Source organism: Nocardioides sp. zg-1228 (assembly GCF_017086465.1).
Taxonomy (GTDB): domain Bacteria; phylum Actinomycetota; class Actinomycetes; order Propionibacteriales; family Nocardioidaceae; genus Nocardioides.
Window position 1 is genome coordinate 1,321,560 of the sequence record NZ_CP070961.1, and the last position, 16,154, is coordinate 1,337,713.

Annotated in this window: 16 protein-coding genes and 1 tRNA gene; 8 read left to right on the forward strand and 9 right to left on the reverse strand. The window is 71.9% G+C overall.

The features are described 5' to 3' along the window. Window position 1: 1 nt before the first annotated feature. The 3 genes from JX575_RS06385 to sodN all read right to left on the reverse strand — a co-directional run bounded on the left by JX575_RS06385 (window position 2) and on the right by sodN (window position 1,837). Window positions 2-418, reverse strand: coding sequence for an anti-sigma factor (locus JX575_RS06385; protein ID WP_186341614.1), 417 nt, complete (start codon window positions 416-418; stop codon window positions 2-4). 55 nt (window positions 419-473) lie between these two features. Continuing rightward, window positions 474-1,172 (reverse strand): GNAT family N-acetyltransferase, encoded by a 699-nt coding sequence (locus JX575_RS06390; protein ID WP_186341615.1) that lies wholly within the window; start codon window positions 1,170-1,172, stop codon window positions 474-476. Between the two features lie 263 nt (window positions 1,173-1,435). Beyond that, the gene (gene sodN / locus JX575_RS06395; RefSeq protein WP_056601510.1) at window positions 1,436-1,837 is read right to left on the reverse strand and encodes a superoxide dismutase, Ni; all 402 of its coding nucleotides are present in this window, start codon (window positions 1,835-1,837) and stop codon (window positions 1,436-1,438) included. A gap of 122 nt (window positions 1,838-1,959) precedes the next feature. Between sodN and JX575_RS06400 the strand changes: the two genes are divergently transcribed. From JX575_RS06400 to JX575_RS06410, 3 genes are all read left to right on the forward strand, one after another. After that, entirely contained in the window at window positions 1,960-2,268 is a 309-nt protein-coding gene (locus tag JX575_RS06400) for a S24/S26 family peptidase (RefSeq protein WP_277395315.1), read from the forward strand. Window positions 2,269-2,288: 20 nt separating this feature from the next. Further along, window positions 2,289-3,461, forward strand: a complete 1,173-nt coding sequence (locus JX575_RS06405; RefSeq protein ID WP_186341617.1) for an NADP-dependent malic enzyme — start codon at window positions 2,289-2,291, stop codon at window positions 3,459-3,461. Window positions 3,462-3,540: 79 nt separating this feature from the next. Further along, window positions 3,541-4,281: a DinB family protein gene (locus JX575_RS06410; protein WP_186341618.1), complete on the forward strand. Its 741-nt coding sequence runs from the start codon at window positions 3,541-3,543 to the stop codon at window positions 4,279-4,281. A 30-nt stretch (window positions 4,282-4,311) separates the two neighbouring features. Here JX575_RS06410 and JX575_RS06415 read toward each other — a convergent pair whose 3' ends face one another. Beyond that, a complete protein-coding gene (locus tag JX575_RS06415) occupies window positions 4,312-5,565 on the reverse strand; it encodes a GNAT family N-acetyltransferase (RefSeq protein WP_186341619.1) in 1,254 nt (417 codons plus the stop codon). A 69-nt stretch (window positions 5,566-5,634) separates the two neighbouring features. Between JX575_RS06415 and JX575_RS06420 the strand changes: the two genes are divergently transcribed. Both JX575_RS06420 and JX575_RS06425 read left to right on the forward strand, forming a co-directional pair. Further along, window positions 5,635-6,603 carry a zinc-binding dehydrogenase gene (locus JX575_RS06420; protein ID WP_186341620.1) on the forward strand — a complete coding sequence of 323 codons (969 nt, stop codon included), beginning with the start codon at window positions 5,635-5,637 and terminating at the stop codon, window positions 6,601-6,603. Next, on the forward strand, window positions 6,600-7,301 hold the full coding sequence (locus tag JX575_RS06425) for an SDR family oxidoreductase (RefSeq protein WP_186341621.1): 702 nt from the start codon (window positions 6,600-6,602) through the stop codon (window positions 7,299-7,301). The genes JX575_RS06420 and JX575_RS06425 overlap by 4 nt, the downstream gene beginning before the upstream one ends. Before the next feature lie 12 nt (window positions 7,302-7,313). Here JX575_RS06425 and JX575_RS06430 read toward each other — a convergent pair whose 3' ends face one another. Genes JX575_RS06430 through JX575_RS06440 form a run of 3 tightly spaced genes read right to left on the reverse strand, consistent with a single transcriptional unit; the run spans window position 7,314 to window position 11,949 of the window. Continuing rightward, window positions 7,314-7,847 (reverse strand): nitroreductase family deazaflavin-dependent oxidoreductase, encoded by a 534-nt coding sequence (locus tag JX575_RS06430; RefSeq protein ID WP_186341622.1) that lies wholly within the window; start codon window positions 7,845-7,847, stop codon window positions 7,314-7,316. 6 nt (window positions 7,848-7,853) lie between these two features. After that, entirely contained in the window at window positions 7,854-8,030 is a 177-nt protein-coding gene (locus tag JX575_RS06435; RefSeq protein WP_168218509.1) for a DUF6104 family protein, read from the reverse strand. Between the two features lie 13 nt (window positions 8,031-8,043). Next, window positions 8,044-11,949: a multifunctional oxoglutarate decarboxylase/oxoglutarate dehydrogenase thiamine pyrophosphate-binding subunit/dihydrolipoyllysine-residue succinyltransferase subunit gene (locus tag JX575_RS06440; protein WP_186341623.1), complete on the reverse strand. Its 3,906-nt coding sequence runs from the start codon at window positions 11,947-11,949 to the stop codon at window positions 8,044-8,046. A 211-nt stretch (window positions 11,950-12,160) separates the two neighbouring features. Here JX575_RS06440 and JX575_RS06445 point away from each other — a divergent pair, with 211 nt between their 5' ends. Both JX575_RS06445 and JX575_RS06450 read left to right on the forward strand, forming a co-directional pair. After that, a complete protein-coding gene (locus JX575_RS06445; protein ID WP_186341624.1) occupies window positions 12,161-12,775 on the forward strand; it encodes a hypothetical protein in 615 nt (204 codons plus the stop codon). Between the two features lie 11 nt (window positions 12,776-12,786). Then, entirely contained in the window at window positions 12,787-13,683 is an 897-nt protein-coding gene (locus JX575_RS06450; protein WP_241005362.1) for an LCP family protein, read from the forward strand. A gap of 71 nt (window positions 13,684-13,754) precedes the next feature. On the opposite strand, the gene JX575_RS06455 is transcribed toward JX575_RS06450, so the two are convergent. Together JX575_RS06455 and JX575_RS06460 are read right to left on the reverse strand one after the other, a co-directional pair. Then, window positions 13,755-13,827, reverse strand: a tRNA-Arg gene (locus tag JX575_RS06455). Between the two features lie 76 nt (window positions 13,828-13,903). After that, window positions 13,904-14,401, reverse strand: a complete 498-nt coding sequence (locus JX575_RS06460) for a thioesterase family protein (protein WP_186341626.1) — start codon at window positions 14,399-14,401, stop codon at window positions 13,904-13,906. Window positions 14,402-14,494: 93 nt separating this feature from the next. Here JX575_RS06460 and argS point away from each other — a divergent pair, with 93 nt between their 5' ends. Continuing rightward, entirely contained in the window at window positions 14,495-16,150 is a 1,656-nt protein-coding gene (argS, locus tag JX575_RS06465) for an arginine--tRNA ligase (protein WP_186341627.1), read from the forward strand. The last annotated feature ends 4 nt before the right edge of the window (window positions 16,151-16,154 follow it).

Here is a 16,154-nt window from a genome sequence, read left to right on the forward strand (position 1 = left end):
GTCAGAGCTCGGCACCTGTCATTCCCGCGCCGACCGCCGACGAGACCGTGAAGCGGACGCGGAAGCGTCCTCCCTCCGGTCCCGCCGACGCTTCCTGCGCCATCGTGTCGAGCACCTGCCAAGCGAAGCTCTCGGTGTCGAGTGGCGGGTCGTCCACCGCCTCGGCCAGCAGCTCGACGGTCATCGAGCCCCGGCCGAACCAGAAGGAGGCCACGAGGTCGGTGCCGGGGTCGGCCTCGGGGATGACGAGTGCGGTCGCCTCGCCGATGGCGATGCGGAGGTCCTCGATGTCGTCGATGGTGAAATCGAGGCGCGCCGCGAGCCCGGCCGCGGTCGTACGCACGATCGTCGCGAACGCACTCTCCGCGGGCAGCCTCAGCTCCACGTCGGCGCGCGAATCCCCCGTGTTGTCTGCCATCTGCGTCAATGTCCCATCCTCGAGGCCGATGCTGCGCACACCCTAGCCGTGCCGCTCAGTCGAACCACGGACACACCTGGTCGCGCGTGCGCAACGCGTGGCGCTGCTCGGCGTCGCCCACGAGCGCGGGGGCTCGGGCCTCCTCCTCGGGCGGCGCCGTCGGGGGCGCCGGTCGGCCTGCCTGCGCGACCGCGTCCGTCGCTGCCGGGCGCGCTTCCCCGGTTGCTTCCTCGTCCGACAGCGGCTCGAGCTCGACGACCACGCTGTAGACCCCGCTGCCGTCGTCGCGCAGGCTCAGCCGGCCGAGCCTGCGCAGCATCGCGAGCGACGCCGGGTTGTCGCGCAGCACCTCGGTCACGATGCGGTGCACGCCCGCGGGTCGGTGCCGCATCAGCACCGAGAGGAGCGCCGTGGCCACGCCGCGGCCCTGCCACGCGTCCTTGACGGTGACCGCCAGGTCGGCGGCCTCGGAGGCGTCGGTGTAGCGCACGAGTCGCGCCAGGGCGACAGGGTCGTAGACGTCGGGACTCGTCTCCGCGCACAGCACGAGAGCGATGTGGTTGATGCCGTCGACGTCGTCGACGAGGTGCGCCAGCATGGCGTCGGACAGGTGCCGCACGGGCGCCAGGAACCTGCGGCGCTGCGACTCAGGCGACAGCGAGTCGAACTCGGCCGCGAGCGTCGCCCGGTCGGTGCGCTCGAGCGGCACGACGAACGCGTCGGTGCCGTCGCGCAGCGCGACCTGCTCGATCATCGGGCCTCCGTCCCTCGTCTCGAGCCTAGCCAGCGGCGAGAAGCCGGACGCCGCCTCGGTCCACAGGGGACCGGGGCGGCGTCGGAGGGTGCGGGTCAGGCCTCGAGGGCCCTCACTTCGTTCAGGCCTTCTTCCGCGGTCGCGACCTCGCAGGCTCGCTCGCGCTGGATGACTCGAAGGCCTTCACTTCGTTCAGGCCTTCTTCCGCGGTCGCGACCTCGCAGGCTCGCTCGCGCTGGATGACTCGAAGGCCTTCACTTCGTTCAGGCCTTCTTCGTCTCCCAGAAGATCTCGGCGATCTCGTCGATCTTGGCGAGCAGCTCGTCGGCCTTGGCGGCGTCGAGCTCACCCTTGGTGCCCGAGGCGCCGGCCAGCTTGGTGGCCTCGTTGACCAGCGTGTGCAGCTGGGGGTACTTCTCGAAGTGCGGGGGCTTGAAGTAGTCGGTCCACAGCACCCACAGGTGGTGCTTGACGAGCTCCGAGCGCTGCTCCTTGATCAGGATGGCGCGGGTGCGGAAGTCGGGGTCGTCGTTGTCGGCGACCTTGGCGATGATCGCCTTGATCGACTCCGCCTCGATGCGGGCCTGGGCGGGGTCGTAGACGCCGCAGGGGAGGTCGCAGTGCGCGGAGACCTCGACAGTGGGGGCGAGCAGGTGGCGAAGCATCGGGTTCCTCTCGATCGGGAAGATGTGCATCTGCTGCGACACTACTCCGCGTGGAGTGGCGTCGGCAGCGGGGTCTCGCCCCGCGGGGTGGGCGGTCCGGACCCCCCTTCGGGACCGCCGTCGTGCGTGGTCGCTCGATGCTCCCGACGCTGCGCGAGGGAGACCTGCTCCTCGTCCGGCACGGCGTCCCGCCCCGCCCGGGAGACCTCGTGGTCGCCCGCTTCCCCGACGGCACCGTGGCGGTCAAGCGGGCGGTGGAGGAGCGGCGTACTCGATCGGGCGGGGCGGGCTGGTGGCTGCTGAGCGACAACCCCGCCGAGGGCGTCGACTCGCGCCACCGCGGCACCGTGCCGGAGGGCGACGTGCTGGGTGTCGTACGACTGCGGGTGTGGCCTTCCCCACGTGTGGGACGCGCGCTTCGGGGCCACTGAGCTGTGCGAGTATCGCCAGCATGGCTTCGCACCCGCACGCCGGCGACCCCGTGTTCGACCTGCACGTCGGCGGCAAGATGGAGATCGTCTCGACGGTCGCACTGACCGGTCCCGACGAGCTGTCCCTCGCCTACACCCCCGGCGTCGCCCGGGTGTGCGAGGCGATCGCCGCCGACCCGTCGATGACCCAGCACTACACGTGGGTGCCCAACACGGTCGCCGTCGTCACCGACGGCACCGCCGTCCTGGGCCTCGGTGACATCGGCCCGGCCGCCGCGATGCCGGTCATGGAGGGCAAGGCCGTGCTCTTCAAGCAGTTCGGCGGCGTCGACGCGGTGCCGATCTGCCTCGACACCACCGACGTCGAGGAGATCATCGAGACCGTCGTGCGGCTCGCCCCGAGCTTCGGCGGCATCAACCTCGAGGACATCTCGGCGCCCCGCTGCTTCGAGATCGAGGCGCGGCTCAAGGAGCGCCTCGACATCCCCGTCTTCCACGACGACCAGCACGGCACCGCCGTCGTCGCCCTGGCCGCGCTGACCAACGCGCTGCGGCTCACCGGTCGCGACGCGGCGACCGCGCGGGTGGTGGTGCAGGGAGCCGGCGCCGCCGGCGTCGCGGTCGCGCGCATCCTCCTCGAGGCCGGGATCACCGACATCGCGGTCCTCGACCGCAAGGGCGTGCTCCACTCCTCGCGCTCCGACCTCACCGAGGTCAAGGCGGCCCTCGCCCGCGACACCGCCGACCACTTCGACCGCCGCGGCACGCTCGCCGACGTGATGGCCGGAGCCGACGTCTACATCGGCGTCTCCGGTGGCCAGGTGCCCGAGGAGATCGTCGCCTCGATGGCCGACGACGCGATCATCTTCGGCCTCGCCAACCCGACGCCCGAGGTGCACCCCGACCTGGCGCACAAGTACGCCCGCGTCGTCGCCACGGGGCGCTCCGACTACCCCAACCAGATCAACAACGTGCTCGCCTTCCCCGGCATCTTCCGCGGCGCCTTCGACGTCCACGCCACCGCGATCACCGAGGGCATGAAGGTCGCCGCGGCCACGGCCCTGGCCGAGCTGGTCGGCGACGACCTGAGCGAGGAGCTGGTCATCCCGTCCCCGTTCGACCCGCGGGTGCCCGGCGCCGTGCGGCAGGCGGTCGCCGACGCGGCGAGGCGCGACGGGGTCGCCCGGCGCTGATCCGCGCTGCGGGCACTCGTCCCGGCCGCCCGCGTGCGGGACGGTTCCGGTGGGCGCGCGCTCGGGCCATGATGGGGCGATGACGACCCCTGCGGACCCCCAGGACTTCGAGGGCGTGACCTTCACCGGGACGAGCTTCAAGGGCGCGACCCTGCGCTTCTCCGACGTCAGCGGCGTGACCATGCGCGGCGTCGACGTCGACGGGCTCGACATCGACAGCCACGACCTGTTCACGGGCAGCCTGGTCGTCAACGGGGTCGACGTGGTGCCGCTGGTCGACGCCGAGCTCAACCGCCGCTTCCCGGGCCGCGAGCTGCAGAACGCCCAGACGCCCGACGGGCTCCGTGACGCGTGGGTCGCGGTGCAGGCCGCGTGGGCCGACACGGTGGCGAGCACGCCGCCCGAGCTGGTGGACGCCCACGTCGAGGACGAGTGGTCCCTCGCCCAGACGCTGCGGCACCTCGTGCTGGCGACCGACACCTGGCTGCGCGGCGCGATCCTGCGGGTGGAGCAGCCGTTCCACGAGGTCGGCCTGCTCTTCACCGGAGCCGAGGAGATGGGCGTCGACACCTCCGCCTTCCGCACCGATCCGCCCGACTACGACGAGGTCCTCGCCGTGCGCGCCGAGCGGCAGCAGCTGGTCACCGACTTCCTGGCCACGGTCACACCGGAGGTGCTCGCCGAGGAGCGCGACGACCCGTGGGGCTTCGACTGGCACCCCAGCGTCGGCGACTGCGTGCGCGTGGTCCTGGAGGAGGAGTGGGCCCACCTGCGCTACGTCCGGCGCGACCTCGAGCGGCTGGCTGAGCGGTCGGGCTGAGCGATCTGGCTGAGCGATCTGGCTGATCGCTCAGAACCCGATCGACGGCTCCGGCGCGACCAGCGTGCGCATCGCCCGGGCCAGCTCGGCGTAGGCCCCCGCGCGGTGCTCGGCGACGAGGCCGGCCCGGAGCAGCGCACCGATCCCGTGCCCCAGGTAGCCCGCTCCCAGCACGCCGATGTCGAGGGTGACGTCGGCGGGGGTGCCGGCGGGGGAGCCGGCGGGGGACGCCGTGCCGCGGCCCGCGGAGGCCGTCAGGCGCCAACGCCCGGCGTTGCCCGGCACGTGGCGGTCGGCCACCTCGACGACCACGTCGCAGTCGGCCTCGTAGGACCGCAGTGCCCACGCGGCCTCCAGGTCGACCAGGCGCACCCAGGTGCTGTCCCAGGTCTTGAGGTCACCGGTGCTGCGGTGGCCGCCGATCCAGGCCAGCAGCGGGTCGTCGAGGCCGATGCTCTCCAACCTGCTCGTCCCCATCAGGTCGAGCTCGACGACGCGGCGGGCGAGGGCGAGCCTGGCCGCGGGGTCGCCGAAGAAGGTGCCGACCACCACCGTGCCCGCGGGCCGGGCGTTGTCCCACTTGTGCTGGCGGCGCAGGCCGACGAAGCCGACGTCGGCGCCCGCGCGGCGGGCGATGAGGACGCGACGGGGCTCCTTGTCGCGCAGCTGCTCGGGCGCCTCGTGGCCCAGGAGCGAGACGTAGTCGGGGGAGCCGACGACGGTGCCGGGGAAGTGGGGTGCCGACGCCAGCTGGCAGGCGCGCATCCGCTCGGCGATGCCGGGCGCGGCCATGTCGTGGAGGTGGGTCGTCACGCCGGCGACCTCGTCCTCGAGGTGCGGCGCGGTGAACGTCGTGCCGCGGCCCAGGTCGACCTGGTGCGTCAGCACGGCGTTGCCGTAGCCGAAGCGGCCGTAGATCGCCGCCTCGCTGGCGTGCAGCACCGAGATCGCGGTGCCGGCCGCACGGGTGCGGTCGAGGTGGTCGCGGATCATCGCCGCGAGCACGCCGCGGCGCCGCGCGTCGGGGTGGACGCCGACCCAGGTGAGGCCGGCGACCGGGACGACGCTGCCGCCGGGCAGCGACATCGACATCGGCCGCACGCCGTAGATCCCGCTGTGCAGGTCGTCGGGGCCGTCGGGCAGGTCGACGACGAACCGCTGGTCCTCGGGCAGGCCGAGCCGCAGGTGCTCGGCGTCGTCGTCGGTGACCTCGCCGAACCAGACGAGCTGGTCGGTGGCCAGGTACTTCCCGGCGTCCTCGGACGGGCGTACGACAATGCTCACCCGCCCAGCCAATCTGCGCCGGTGCCGACCTGCAACCGGTTAACGGGGGTCACTCGCTAGGGTCGGTGCATGTTCGCCGTCTACGCCGAGTCCTTCTCCCCTGACGACCCGCTGAGCGGCCTGGTGGTGGGGGAGCGGCCCGCACCGGAGGCTCCCGACGGGTGGGCCACCGTGACCGTCAGGGCCGCGAGCCTCAACCACCACGACCTGTGGTCGCTGCGGGGCATCGGGCTGCGCGAGGAGGCGCTGCCGATGATCCTGGGCTGCGACGCCGCCGGCGTCGACGACGAGGGCAACGAGGTCGTGGTGCACGGGGTGATCGGCGACCCGCGCTGGACCGGGGACGAGGCCGACGACCCCGGCCGGTCGCTGCTCTCCGAGCGCCACCAGGGCACCTTCGCCGACCAGGTGGTCGTGCCGCGGCGCAACCTCGTGCCCAAGCCCGAGTCGCTGTCGTTCGAGGAGGCGGCCTGCCTGCCCACCGCGTGGCTCACCGCCTACCGCATGCTCTTCGTGCAGGGCGCCTGCAAGCCGGGCGAGACGGTGCTGGTGCAGGGTGCCGGGGGCGGCGTCGCCACCGCGCTCATCACGCTGGGCCGTGCCGGCGGCCTGCGGGTCCTCGCGACCAGCCGCGACGAGGCCAAGCGCGCACGTGCGCTGGAGCTCGGCGCCCACGAGGTCTTCGAGTCCGGCACCCGCCTGCCCGTCAAGGTCGACGCGGTCATGGAGACGGTCGGCCGGGCCACCTGGAGCCACTCGGTCCGCTCGCTGCGCCCGGGCGGCCGCATCGTCATCAGCGGCACGACGTCGGGCCCCAACGTCGACGACGCCGGTCTGACCCGGATCTTCTTCACCCAGCTCTCGGTGATCGGCTCGACGATGGGCACCCGCGGCGAGCTCGACCTGCTGGTCAAGTTCCTCCACGCCACCGGCGCCCGGCCGGTCATCGACCGCACCCTGCCCATGGAGCAGGCCCGGGAGGGGTTCGCCGCGATGGCGGACGGTGACGTCTTCGGCAAGGTCGTCTTCACGCGATGACGCGCCGGCACGTCCTCACCGGGGCGGGCTCGGGCATCGGGCTCGCGCTCGCGCACCGGCTCGCCGGGCGCGGCGACGAGCTGGTGCTCCTCGCCCGCAGCGAGGCGCGTGCCGCCGAGCTCGCGCGCACCTTCCCCCAGGCCCAGCTCCTGGTCGCCGACCTGGCCGACCCGGGCACCCTCAACGGTGTCGGCCGCCTGGTCGACGGTCCCGTCGACTCGGTGGTCCACGTGGCGGGGGTGGTCGACCTGGCCCCGGTCGAGCGGCTGCGGCTGGCGGAGTGGGAGGAGCAGCTCACGGTCAACCTCACCGCGCCGGCGGTGCTGACCCGCGAGATGCTGCCGCACGTGCGCGCCGGCCGCGGCACGGTCGTCTTCGTCAACTCCTCCGCCGGCCTGGTCGCCCACGCCGACTGGTCGGCGTACGCCGCCTCCAAGTCGGGCCTGCGCTCGCTCGCCGACGCGCTGCGGGCCGAGGAGGCCGAGCACGGCGTGCGGGTCAGCACGGTCTACCCCAGCCGCACCGCGACGCCGATGCAGGAGAAGGTGCACGGACAGGAGGGCCGCGACTACGACGCCTCCCGGTGGCTCAGCCCGGAGGCCGTGGCCGACACGATCCTGCACGTCGTCGACCTGCCGGCTGGCGCCACGATCCCCGACGTGACCCTGCGCCCGGTCGCGCCGCGACCGGGCTCCTGATCAGGCTCATGATCAGGCCGGCTCGAGCACGAACACCCGGATCCGCCGGGCCTGGCCGACCCGGGCGCGGTAGCGCAGGTAGCCGGGGTAGAACCGCTCAGCCCGCGTGAAGACCTCCTCGGCCTCCGCCGGTGTCGCCGCCCGGGCCACGACCTCGCGCGACGTGCCGCGGTAGGACACCCGGCCCCGGGGGTCGGCCTCGAGGTTGAGCGCCCACGCCGGTGTGGCCTGCTGGCCGAAGTTGCTGCCGATCAGCGCCAGCCCGCCGGCGTACGGCGTCGCGATGAGGTGGCTGGTGCGCCTCTGACCCGAGCGCCGGCCGGTGGTCGTGACGTCGAGCACCGCCAGACCCGCCAGCAGGGCCGGGCCGCTGTGCCGGCCGCGGGAGAGCCGGGCGACCAGGTCGTCGAGATGGCGCAGGGTGCGGGAGAACAGCCACCCGCCCGCGGCGGTGCCGGCGCCCCAGCGCACGAGCCGGTGGAGCGGGTTGGCCGTGCTGTGCGCGTAGCCGAGCTCCGCGGCCAGGCCCGCGTCAGGGGGTCGCACCGGGGCTCAGTCCTCGGGGTCGTCGAGGCGCGCCAGCCACGTGGCGAGCCGCTCGATCGGCACCTCGAAGTCGGGGTGGGCGTCGACGAAGGCCTGCAGCTGCTCGGCGAGCCACGCCAGGGTGACCTCCTCGTCACCCCGGCGCCGCTCGAGCTCCTCGATCCCCCGATCGGTGAAGTACACCGCCCGCTCCGCCTCAGTAGTCGTTGCCGACGCTGCGCGGCGACTCGAAGGCGGCGTCGAGCAGCGTCTTCTGCTCCTCGACGTGGCGCTTGACCGTGCCCACCGACGGGGACGCCGACGACGGGCGGGTCACCGGCTCGACCTCCACGTCGAGATGCGGCCACACGTTGAGCTGGTAGTGCGGCCACGGGCCCATGTTGCGCGGCTCGTCCTGCACCCAGCGGACCGCCTTGAGGTTGGGGTACTTCGCCAGCTCGGCGCGGATCTCCTCGACCGGGTTGGGGTAGAGGCGCTCCACGCGGCCGATGGCGAACTTCTCGCCGTTCTCGCGCTTGGCGCGGTCGACCATCAGGTCCCACGTCACCCGGCCCGAGCACATGATGAGCGTCTCCACCTTGTCGCGGTCGGCCGCGTCGTCGCCGATGAACGGGCGGAAGGTGGTGTCGCCGACGAAGTCGGCCGGCTGCGAGGCGGCCTCCTTGCGCTTGAGCATCGACTTGGGGGTGAAGACGATCAGCGGGCGGTGCTCCTCGCCGAGGGAGTGGCGGCGGAGCAGGTGGAAGTAGGACGCGGGCGTCGAGGGCTGCGCGACGACCATCGCGTCCTCGGCGCACATGGTCAGGAAGCGCTCGATGCGCGCCGACGAGTGGTCGGGACCCTGGCCCTCGTAGCCGTGGGGGAGCAGCAGCACGACGCCGGACTGCTGGCGCCACTTGGTCTCGCCGGCGGAGATGAACTCGTCGATGATGGTCTGGGCGCCGTTGACGAAGTCGCCGAACTGCGCCTCCCACAGCACCAGCGCCTCGGGACGCGCCACGGAGTAGCCGTACTCGAAGCCGAGGGCGGCGTACTCGGAGAGCAGCGAGTCGTAGGCGTGGAACTTCGCCTGGTCCTCGGTGAGGTTGGTCAGCGGCGTCCACTCGTCGGCGTTGGTGCGGTCGATGATCGTCGCGAACCGCTGCACGAACGTGCCACGGCGCGAGTCCTGGCCGGCCAGGCGGACCGGGCGGCCGTCCATGAGCAGCGAGCCGAAGGCGAGGATCTCGCCGGTGCCCCAGTCGATCGGGCCATCGGTGATCGCGGCGGAGCGACGCTGCAGCTGCGGCATCACCTTGGGGTGGACGGTGAAGTCCTGCGGAGGCGTGATGTAGCTGTCGGCGATGCGCTTGAGCACCTCCGGCGTGACGGCGGTCGAGAAGTCGCCGGCCGGCTTGTCCGGGTAGTCGGGGACGGTCGTCCACTCGGTGGGCGCCTCCGAGCTGGCCTGGCGCACCTCGGTGAAGACCCGCTCGAGCTGCTGCTGGTAGTCCTTGAGGACCTGCTCGGCCTCCTCGATCGTGATGTCGCCACGACCGATGAGCGACTCGGTGTAGAGCTTGCGCACCGAGCGCTTCTGCTCGATCAGGTCGTACATCAGCGGCTGGGTGTAGGACGGGTCGTCGCCCTCGTTGTGGCCGCGGCGGCGGTAGCACACGAGGTCGATGACGACGTCCTTGTTGAAGGTCTGGCGGTAGTCGAAGGCGAGCCGCGCGACGCGGATGCACGCCTCGGGGTCGTCGCCGTTGACGTGGAAGATCGGCGCCTGCACCATCCGCGCCACGTCGGTGGCGTAGAGGGACGAGCGCGACGAGCCCGGCGCGGTCGTGAAGCCGACCTGGTTGTTGATCACCAGGTGCACCGTGCCGCCGGTGCGGTAGCCGCGCAGCTGCGAGAGGTTGAGCGTCTCGGCGACCACGCCCTGCCCGGCGAAGGCGGCGTCGCCGTGCACCAGGAGCGGGAGGACCGGGAACTTCTCGCCCTGGTCGAGGATGTCCTGCTTGGCGCGGGCGATGCCCTCGAGGACCGGGTTGACGGCCTCGAGGTGCGAGGGGTTGGCCGCCACGGAGACCTTGATCTTGTCGCCGGAGCCGGCGACGAACTCGCCCTCGGCGCCGAGGTGGTACTTCACGTCGCCGGAGCCCTGGACCGTGCGCGGGTCGATGTTGCCCTCGAACTCGCGGAAGATCTGGCTGTACTTCTTGCCCACGATGTTGGCCAGCACGTTGAGCCGGCCACGGTGCGCCATGCCGATGCAGACCTCGTCGAGCCCGGTCTCGGCCGCCGCCTCGCAGATCTCGTCGATCAGCGGGACGGTCGTCTCGCCACCCTCGAGGCTGAAGCGCTTCTGGCCGACGAACTTGGTCTGCAGGAACGTCTCGAACGCCTCGGCCTGGTTGAGCTTGAGCAGGATGCGCAGCTGCTCCTCGCGGGGCGGCTTGACGTGCGGCTGCTCGACGCGCTCCTGGATCCACTTGCGCTGCTCGGGATCCATGATGTGCATGTACTCGATGCCGGTGGTGCGGCAGTAGGAGTCGCGCAGGATCCCGAGGATGTTGCGCAGCTTCATGAACCGGCGGCCCTCGCCGCCGAACGAGCCGGTGGCGAACTCGCGGTCGAGGTCCCACAGGGTCAGGCCGTGCGACTCGATCTCGAGGTCGGGGTGGGTGCGCTGGCGGTACTCCAGCGGGTCGGTGTCGGCCATCAGGTGGCCGCGCACGCGGTAGGCGTGGATGAGCTCGAGGATGCGCGCCTGCTTGACGATGTCGTCGTCGTGCGTGGCGACCACGTCGCGAGCCCAGCGGATCGGCTCGTAGGGGATGCGCAGCGAGCGGAAGATCTCGTCGTAGAAGCCGTCCTCGCCGAGCAGCAGGCTGTGCACCCGCTTGAGGAACTCGCCCGACTGGGCGCCCTGGATGACGCGGTGGTCGTAGGTCGAGGTCAGCGTCATCGACTTGCTGATCGCGTTGCGGTTGATCGCCTCCTCGGAGGCGCCCTGCCACTCCGGGGGGTACTCCATCGCGCCGACGCCGATGATCGCGCCCTGGCCGGCCATCAGGCGGGGCACGGAGTGCACCGTGCCGATGCCGCCGGGGTTGGTCAGCGAGATCGTGGTGCCCTGGAAGTCGGCGACGGTGAGCTTGTTGTCGCGGGCCTTGCGGACCACGTCCTCGTAGGCCGTCCAGAACGCCGCGAAGTCCATCGCCTCGGCGCCCTTGATGCTCGGCACCAGCAGCTGCCGGGTGCCGTCGGGCTTCTTCATGTCGATCGCGAGACCGAGGTTGATGTGCGCGGGAGTGATCAGGTTGGGCTTGCCGTCGACGACCTCGAAGCCGACGTTCATCTCCGGCATCGACCGGAGCGCCTTGACCAGCGCGTAGCCGATGAGGTGGGTGAAGGACACCTTGCCGCCGCGGGCGCGGGCGAGGTGGTTGTTGATGACGGTGCGGTTGTCCCAGAGCAGCTTGACCGGCACCGAGCGCACCGACGTCGCCGTCGGGACCGACAGCGAGGCGTCCATGTTGGCGGCGGTGCGCGCCGGTGCGCCGCGCAGCACGGTGTAGGTCGGCTCGTCGGCCGAGGCGGCCGGGGCGGCCGGCTTGGCGTCCTTGGCGACCGGGCTGCTGGTGCCCTTGGCCGGCTCGTCGGCGGTGGCCTTCGGGCGCGGGGTCGCGGAGGCGGGCTCGGTGTCGGGCTTGGTGTCGGCCTTGCTGTCGGGCTTGCTGTCGGGCTTCGCGTCGGTCTTGGTGGCGGTCGCGGCGGGCTTGGCGGCCGGCTTCGGGGCCTGCTGCTGGCCCTGCTGCGCGGCGCGCGGGGGAGCCGCGGCGGGCGCCTTCGAGGCGGTCGGGGCCGAGGCGGTCCGCGCGCCGGTGGCGGAGCCTGCGCCGGAGGCGCTGGTCGACACGGCGGCCGAGCTGCCGTTGCCGAAGTAGCGTGCCCACTCCGGACCCACGCTCGAGGGATCCTTGTCGTACTGCTCCTTCATCTCCTCCACGAGCCACTCGTTGGCTCCCAGGTCAGATGACGGTGCAACCGAGGACTGGTTGCCGGACTGCCCGTTGGGGGACTGCGCCACGCTTGTTTCGCCTCTTCCAGATCTCATCGCGCGAGAGTTAGACCACGTAGCCGACAAGGCTAGTCGCACACGCAGGCAAATGCAGGAGCGGGCTCGACCTTTGGGGCATGGTGTGGACCACAGGCACCGGCCCCTCGTCCACCCCGCGTGCACCGCCCGTCCGTCGCTCGTTCATCCTTCTTCCCGGGTCTGCCCCGTTCCGCGCTCATCCTTCGTCGTACGCACCGCTGGAGTCCTCATGCCCCGCCCCGCACCGGGCCGTGCCCACCGGGCCCGTCGTCGCCTCGTGGGACTCGCGCTCGTCCTGCTCGTCCCCCTCGCCTCCTGCCAGTCGGCGGACGAGCCCGCGTCCGCACCCGAGCGGCTCAGCCGCAACGACGCCCAGGCGACGCTGACCTCCCACCCGGCGCCCACCAGGACCGGGATCCACCGGGTCCACGGTCGGCTGCCGGTGGCCCGGCGCAAGGCCGTGCGTCGCCAGGTCGGGGCCGTGGTCGACCGGTGGTGGGAGGCGTCCTACCTCGGCGGCACCTACCCCCGCAGCAGGTTCCCCGCGGCGTTCCCCGGCTTCACCGCCGCGGCCGAGCAGCGCGCCCGCGCCGACAAGGCGCTGCTGACCAACCAGACCGGCGGGCCGCGCATCGAGTCGGTGACCCCCCGCAAGCGCAGGATCACCCTCGACATCCTCGCCACCGGCGGCCGGGCGCGCGCCGTGACCGCCCACTTCGTGCTCGCGTTCGACACCACCGGGCCCAAGACCGGCACCACCACGGTGCGGGGGCGCCTGTTCCTGACCCACAAGCGCGGGGCATGGCGGATCTTCGGCTACGACGTCGCGAAGGGAGCCCGGTGATGAAGCGGTCGATGAGGCTGGTCAAGGCGACCGTGCTGGCGGCCGTGCTCGCGGTGACCGCGCTGGTCGTGCCCCCGTCGGCGGTGCAGCCGAGCGACGTCAGCCTGGTCAGGATCCGGCACGCCCAGGGCGTCGCCACCGGCGGCAAGGACGTGGTGTGGATCCTCGCGGTCGGCTCCGACGCCCGTCCGGGCCAGGCGATGACCCGTGCCCGCGGCGACGCCATCCAGCTCGTCGGCATCAACACCCGCACGGGTGCCGCGACCGCGATCGGCGTCCCCCGCGACTCCTGGGTCGCCATCCCCGGCCACGGCCGGGAGAAGATCAACTCCGCGCTCTACTTCGCAGGACCGCGCGGCATGGCCGGGGCGGTGCGCAACCTCGTCGGCATCGAGCCCGACTACGTGGTCGTCTCGCGCTTCCCGTTCTTCGAGGACATGGTCGACGACATCGGCGGCATCACCGTCACCAACCCGCGCCGCTTCGCCGATCCCTACCTCAAGAAGGAGGGCTTCAAGCAGGGTCGCATCCACCTCGACGGCTACAACGCGATGGCGTTCTCCCGGATCCGCAAGGGGCTGGCCGGGGGCGACTTCGACCGCTCGGCCAACCAGCAGCGCACGCTGCGCGGCATCCACGCCCGGATCCGCGCGCAGGCCGCCGTGCCCGGGTTCATCGAGCGCGGCGTGATGACCGTGATGGCCCACACCGACACCAACGCCTCGCCGGCCGAGCTGTTCGAGATCGCCCAGGCGGTCGCCCAGGTCGACCCGCGTCGGATCACCACGTGCGTCGTACGCGGTCGCGTCGGCTTCGTGGGCGCCGCGAGCGTGGTCTTCCCCGACGTGGCGCAGGCGCGGCGCCTCGGGGGCGCGGCCCGGCCCGACGCCACCCTCCGCGGGTGCTGAGCGGGTTCCTCCCCGCCTGGCGCGAGCCGAAATGACGAACGGACCCACGTCTCGTGGGTCCGTCCGGAAAGCGCCTCCGGCAGGATTCGAACCTGCGGCACCTGGTACCGGAAACCAGTGCTCTATCCCCTGAGCTACGGAGGCCCGCACCGGTCCGGGGTGACCCGGGGCCGGTGCGCGGTGAAGACTACCGGTCCTCGGTCGCGGTGGTGAAACCGCCTCAGCGCAGGGCCATCGACCCCGAGGTCGTGATGGGGAGGGGCAGGGCCCTGTGCTCGGCGATCCGGGCGTCGAGCTTGGCCGCGACGTCCTCGGGCCAGGGCGCGGTGCGCCGAGTCTCCAGGTCGATGTGCAGGAAGATCTCCTCCACGACGCACGCCACTCGCTGGTGGGTCTCGTCGAGCAGGTAGATCAGCACGTGTGCCGCCCGCTCGGAGCGTCCGAGCAGGATCACCCGCGCCGACATGGTGTCGCCGGTGCGCAGCTCGTGGAAGTAGGTGACGTGGTGCTCGGCGGTGAAGCAGGCGTGCCCGTCGGTGAGCGGCCACATCTGCGGGATGCCCACCTCGACGAGCGACTCGTCGAGGCCCTCGCTGGCGATGCCGATGTAGTGCCGGACGTTGAGGTGGCCGTTGATGTCCTCGAAGGGCATCGGCACGGGCTGCTCGACGTAGGCGGGGAGCTCGAGAAGCTGGTCGTAGGTCGGGTGCGTCGTCACGCCGGCAAGCCTAGGGCAGCCCTGTGGACGGCCCACGGGCCAGGGCGTGAAACCCGATCGGCTCGCCGGAGGCGGCGCCGATAGGCTTGTCAGGTGAACCCCGATCAGCTCTCCTCGACCATCGTCGATGCGCTGGAGGCCCTCGTGGCCGACGGCGCGGTCACGCTGCCTGACGGCGTGCCGGCCCAGGTCACGGTGGAGCGACCCCGGCAGAAGGGGCACGGCGACTACGCCACCAACGTCGCCCTCCAGCTGGCCAAGAAGGCGGGCACCAACCCCCGTGCCTTCGCCGACCTGGTGGCCGAGCGGCTCCGGGCGTCCGACGGCATCGCCGAGGTGGAGGTCGCCGGGCCGGGCTTCCTCAACATCACCGTCGAGGCCGGCGCGCAGGGCCAGGTGGCCGCCGACATCGTCGCGGCCGGGGCCGACTACGGCTCCTCCGACGCCTTCGCCGGCGAGAAGATCAACCTCGAGTTCGTCTCCGCCAACCCGACGGGGCCGCTGCACCTCGGTGGCGTGCGCTGGGCCGCGGTCGGCGACGCGCTGGGCCGGATCTTCGCGAAGACCGGCGCCGACGTGACGCGGGAGTACTACTTCAACGACCACGGCGCGCAGATCGACCGCTTCAGCTCCTCGCTCCTGGCCAGCGCCAAGGGCGAGCCGCCCCCGGAGGACGGCTACGGCGGGCAGTACATCCACGACATCGCCGCCGCCGTCGTCGCCCAGCGCCCCGACGTCACCGACCTCGACGACGCGCAGGCGCAGGAGGTCTTCCGCGAGGTCGGCGTCGAGATGATGTTCGAGGAGATCAAGAAGTCGCTGCACGACTTCGGCGTCGACTTCGACGTCTACTTCCACGAGAAGTCGCTGCACGACTCCGGCGCGGTCGAGCGCGCGATCGAGCGGCTGACCGAGATGGGCAACACCTACGAGGCCGACGGCGCGCTGTGGCTGCGCACCGAGAAGTACGGCGACGACAAGGACCGGGTGATCATCCGGTCCAACGGCACCCCGGCCTACATCTCCGGCGACCTCGGCTACTACCTCGACAAGCGCGAGCGTGGCTTCGACCGCTGCTTCATCATGCTCGGCGCCGACCACCACGGCTACGTCGGCCGGATGAACGCGATGTGCAGCGCGTTCGGCGACGAGCCGGGCAAGAACCTCGAGATCCTCATCGGGCAGATGGTCAACCTGCTCAAGGACGGCGAGCCGATGCGGATGTCCAAGCGCGCCGGCACGGTCGTCACCATCGACGATCTCGTCGACGCGATCGGGGTCGACGCCAGCCGCTACGCCCTGGCGCGCTACCACAGCGACAGCCCCATCGACATCGACCTCGACATCTGGTCGCGCGCGACCAACGACAACCCGGTCTACACCGTGCAGTACGCCCACGCCCGGGTCTCGAGCCTGATGCGCAACGCCGCCGACCTCGGGGTCACGGCCGAGTCGCACCCCGAGCTGCTCACCCACGAGAAGGAGGGTGAGCTGCTGCGCGCGCTGGCGGAGTTCCCGCGCGTGGTCAAGGCGGCCGCCGAGCTGCGCGAGCCCCACCGCGTCGCGCGCTACCTCGAGGAGCTGGCCGGCACCTACCACCGCTTCTACGACAGCTGCCGGGTGCTCCCGCGCGGCGACGAGGAGGTCAGCGACCTGCACCGGGCGCGCCTGATGCTCGTCGACGCCACCCGGGTGGTGCTGGCCAACGGCCTCGACCTGCTCGGCGTCTCGGCTCCCGAGAGGATGTGAGCGG

Coding starts and splice junctions, on each gene's coding strand:
- JX575_RS06385 (WP_186341614.1), bottom strand. CDS start 418: ATGGCAGACAACACGGGGGATTCGCGCGCCGACGTGGAGCTGAGGCTG.
- JX575_RS06390 (WP_186341615.1), bottom strand. CDS start 1,172: ATGATCGAGCAGGTCGCGCTGCGCGACGGCACCGACGCGTTCGTCGTG.
- sodN (WP_056601510.1), bottom strand. CDS start 1,837: ATGCTTCGCCACCTGCTCGCCCCCACTGTCGAGGTCTCCGCGCACTGC.
- JX575_RS06405 (WP_186341617.1), top strand. CDS start 2,289: ATGGCTTCGCACCCGCACGCCGGCGACCCCGTGTTCGACCTGCACGTC.
- JX575_RS06410 (WP_186341618.1), top strand. CDS start 3,541: ATGACGACCCCTGCGGACCCCCAGGACTTCGAGGGCGTGACCTTCACC.
- JX575_RS06420 (WP_186341620.1), top strand. CDS start 5,635: ATGTTCGCCGTCTACGCCGAGTCCTTCTCCCCTGACGACCCGCTGAGC.
- JX575_RS06425 (WP_186341621.1), top strand. CDS start 6,600: ATGACGCGCCGGCACGTCCTCACCGGGGCGGGCTCGGGCATCGGGCTC.
- JX575_RS06440 (WP_186341623.1), bottom strand. CDS start 11,949: ATGAGATCTGGAAGAGGCGAAACAAGCGTGGCGCAGTCCCCCAACGGG.
- JX575_RS06445 (WP_186341624.1), top strand. CDS start 12,161: ATGCCCCGCCCCGCACCGGGCCGTGCCCACCGGGCCCGTCGTCGCCTC.
- JX575_RS06450 (WP_241005362.1), top strand. CDS start 12,787: ATGAGGCTGGTCAAGGCGACCGTGCTGGCGGCCGTGCTCGCGGTGACC.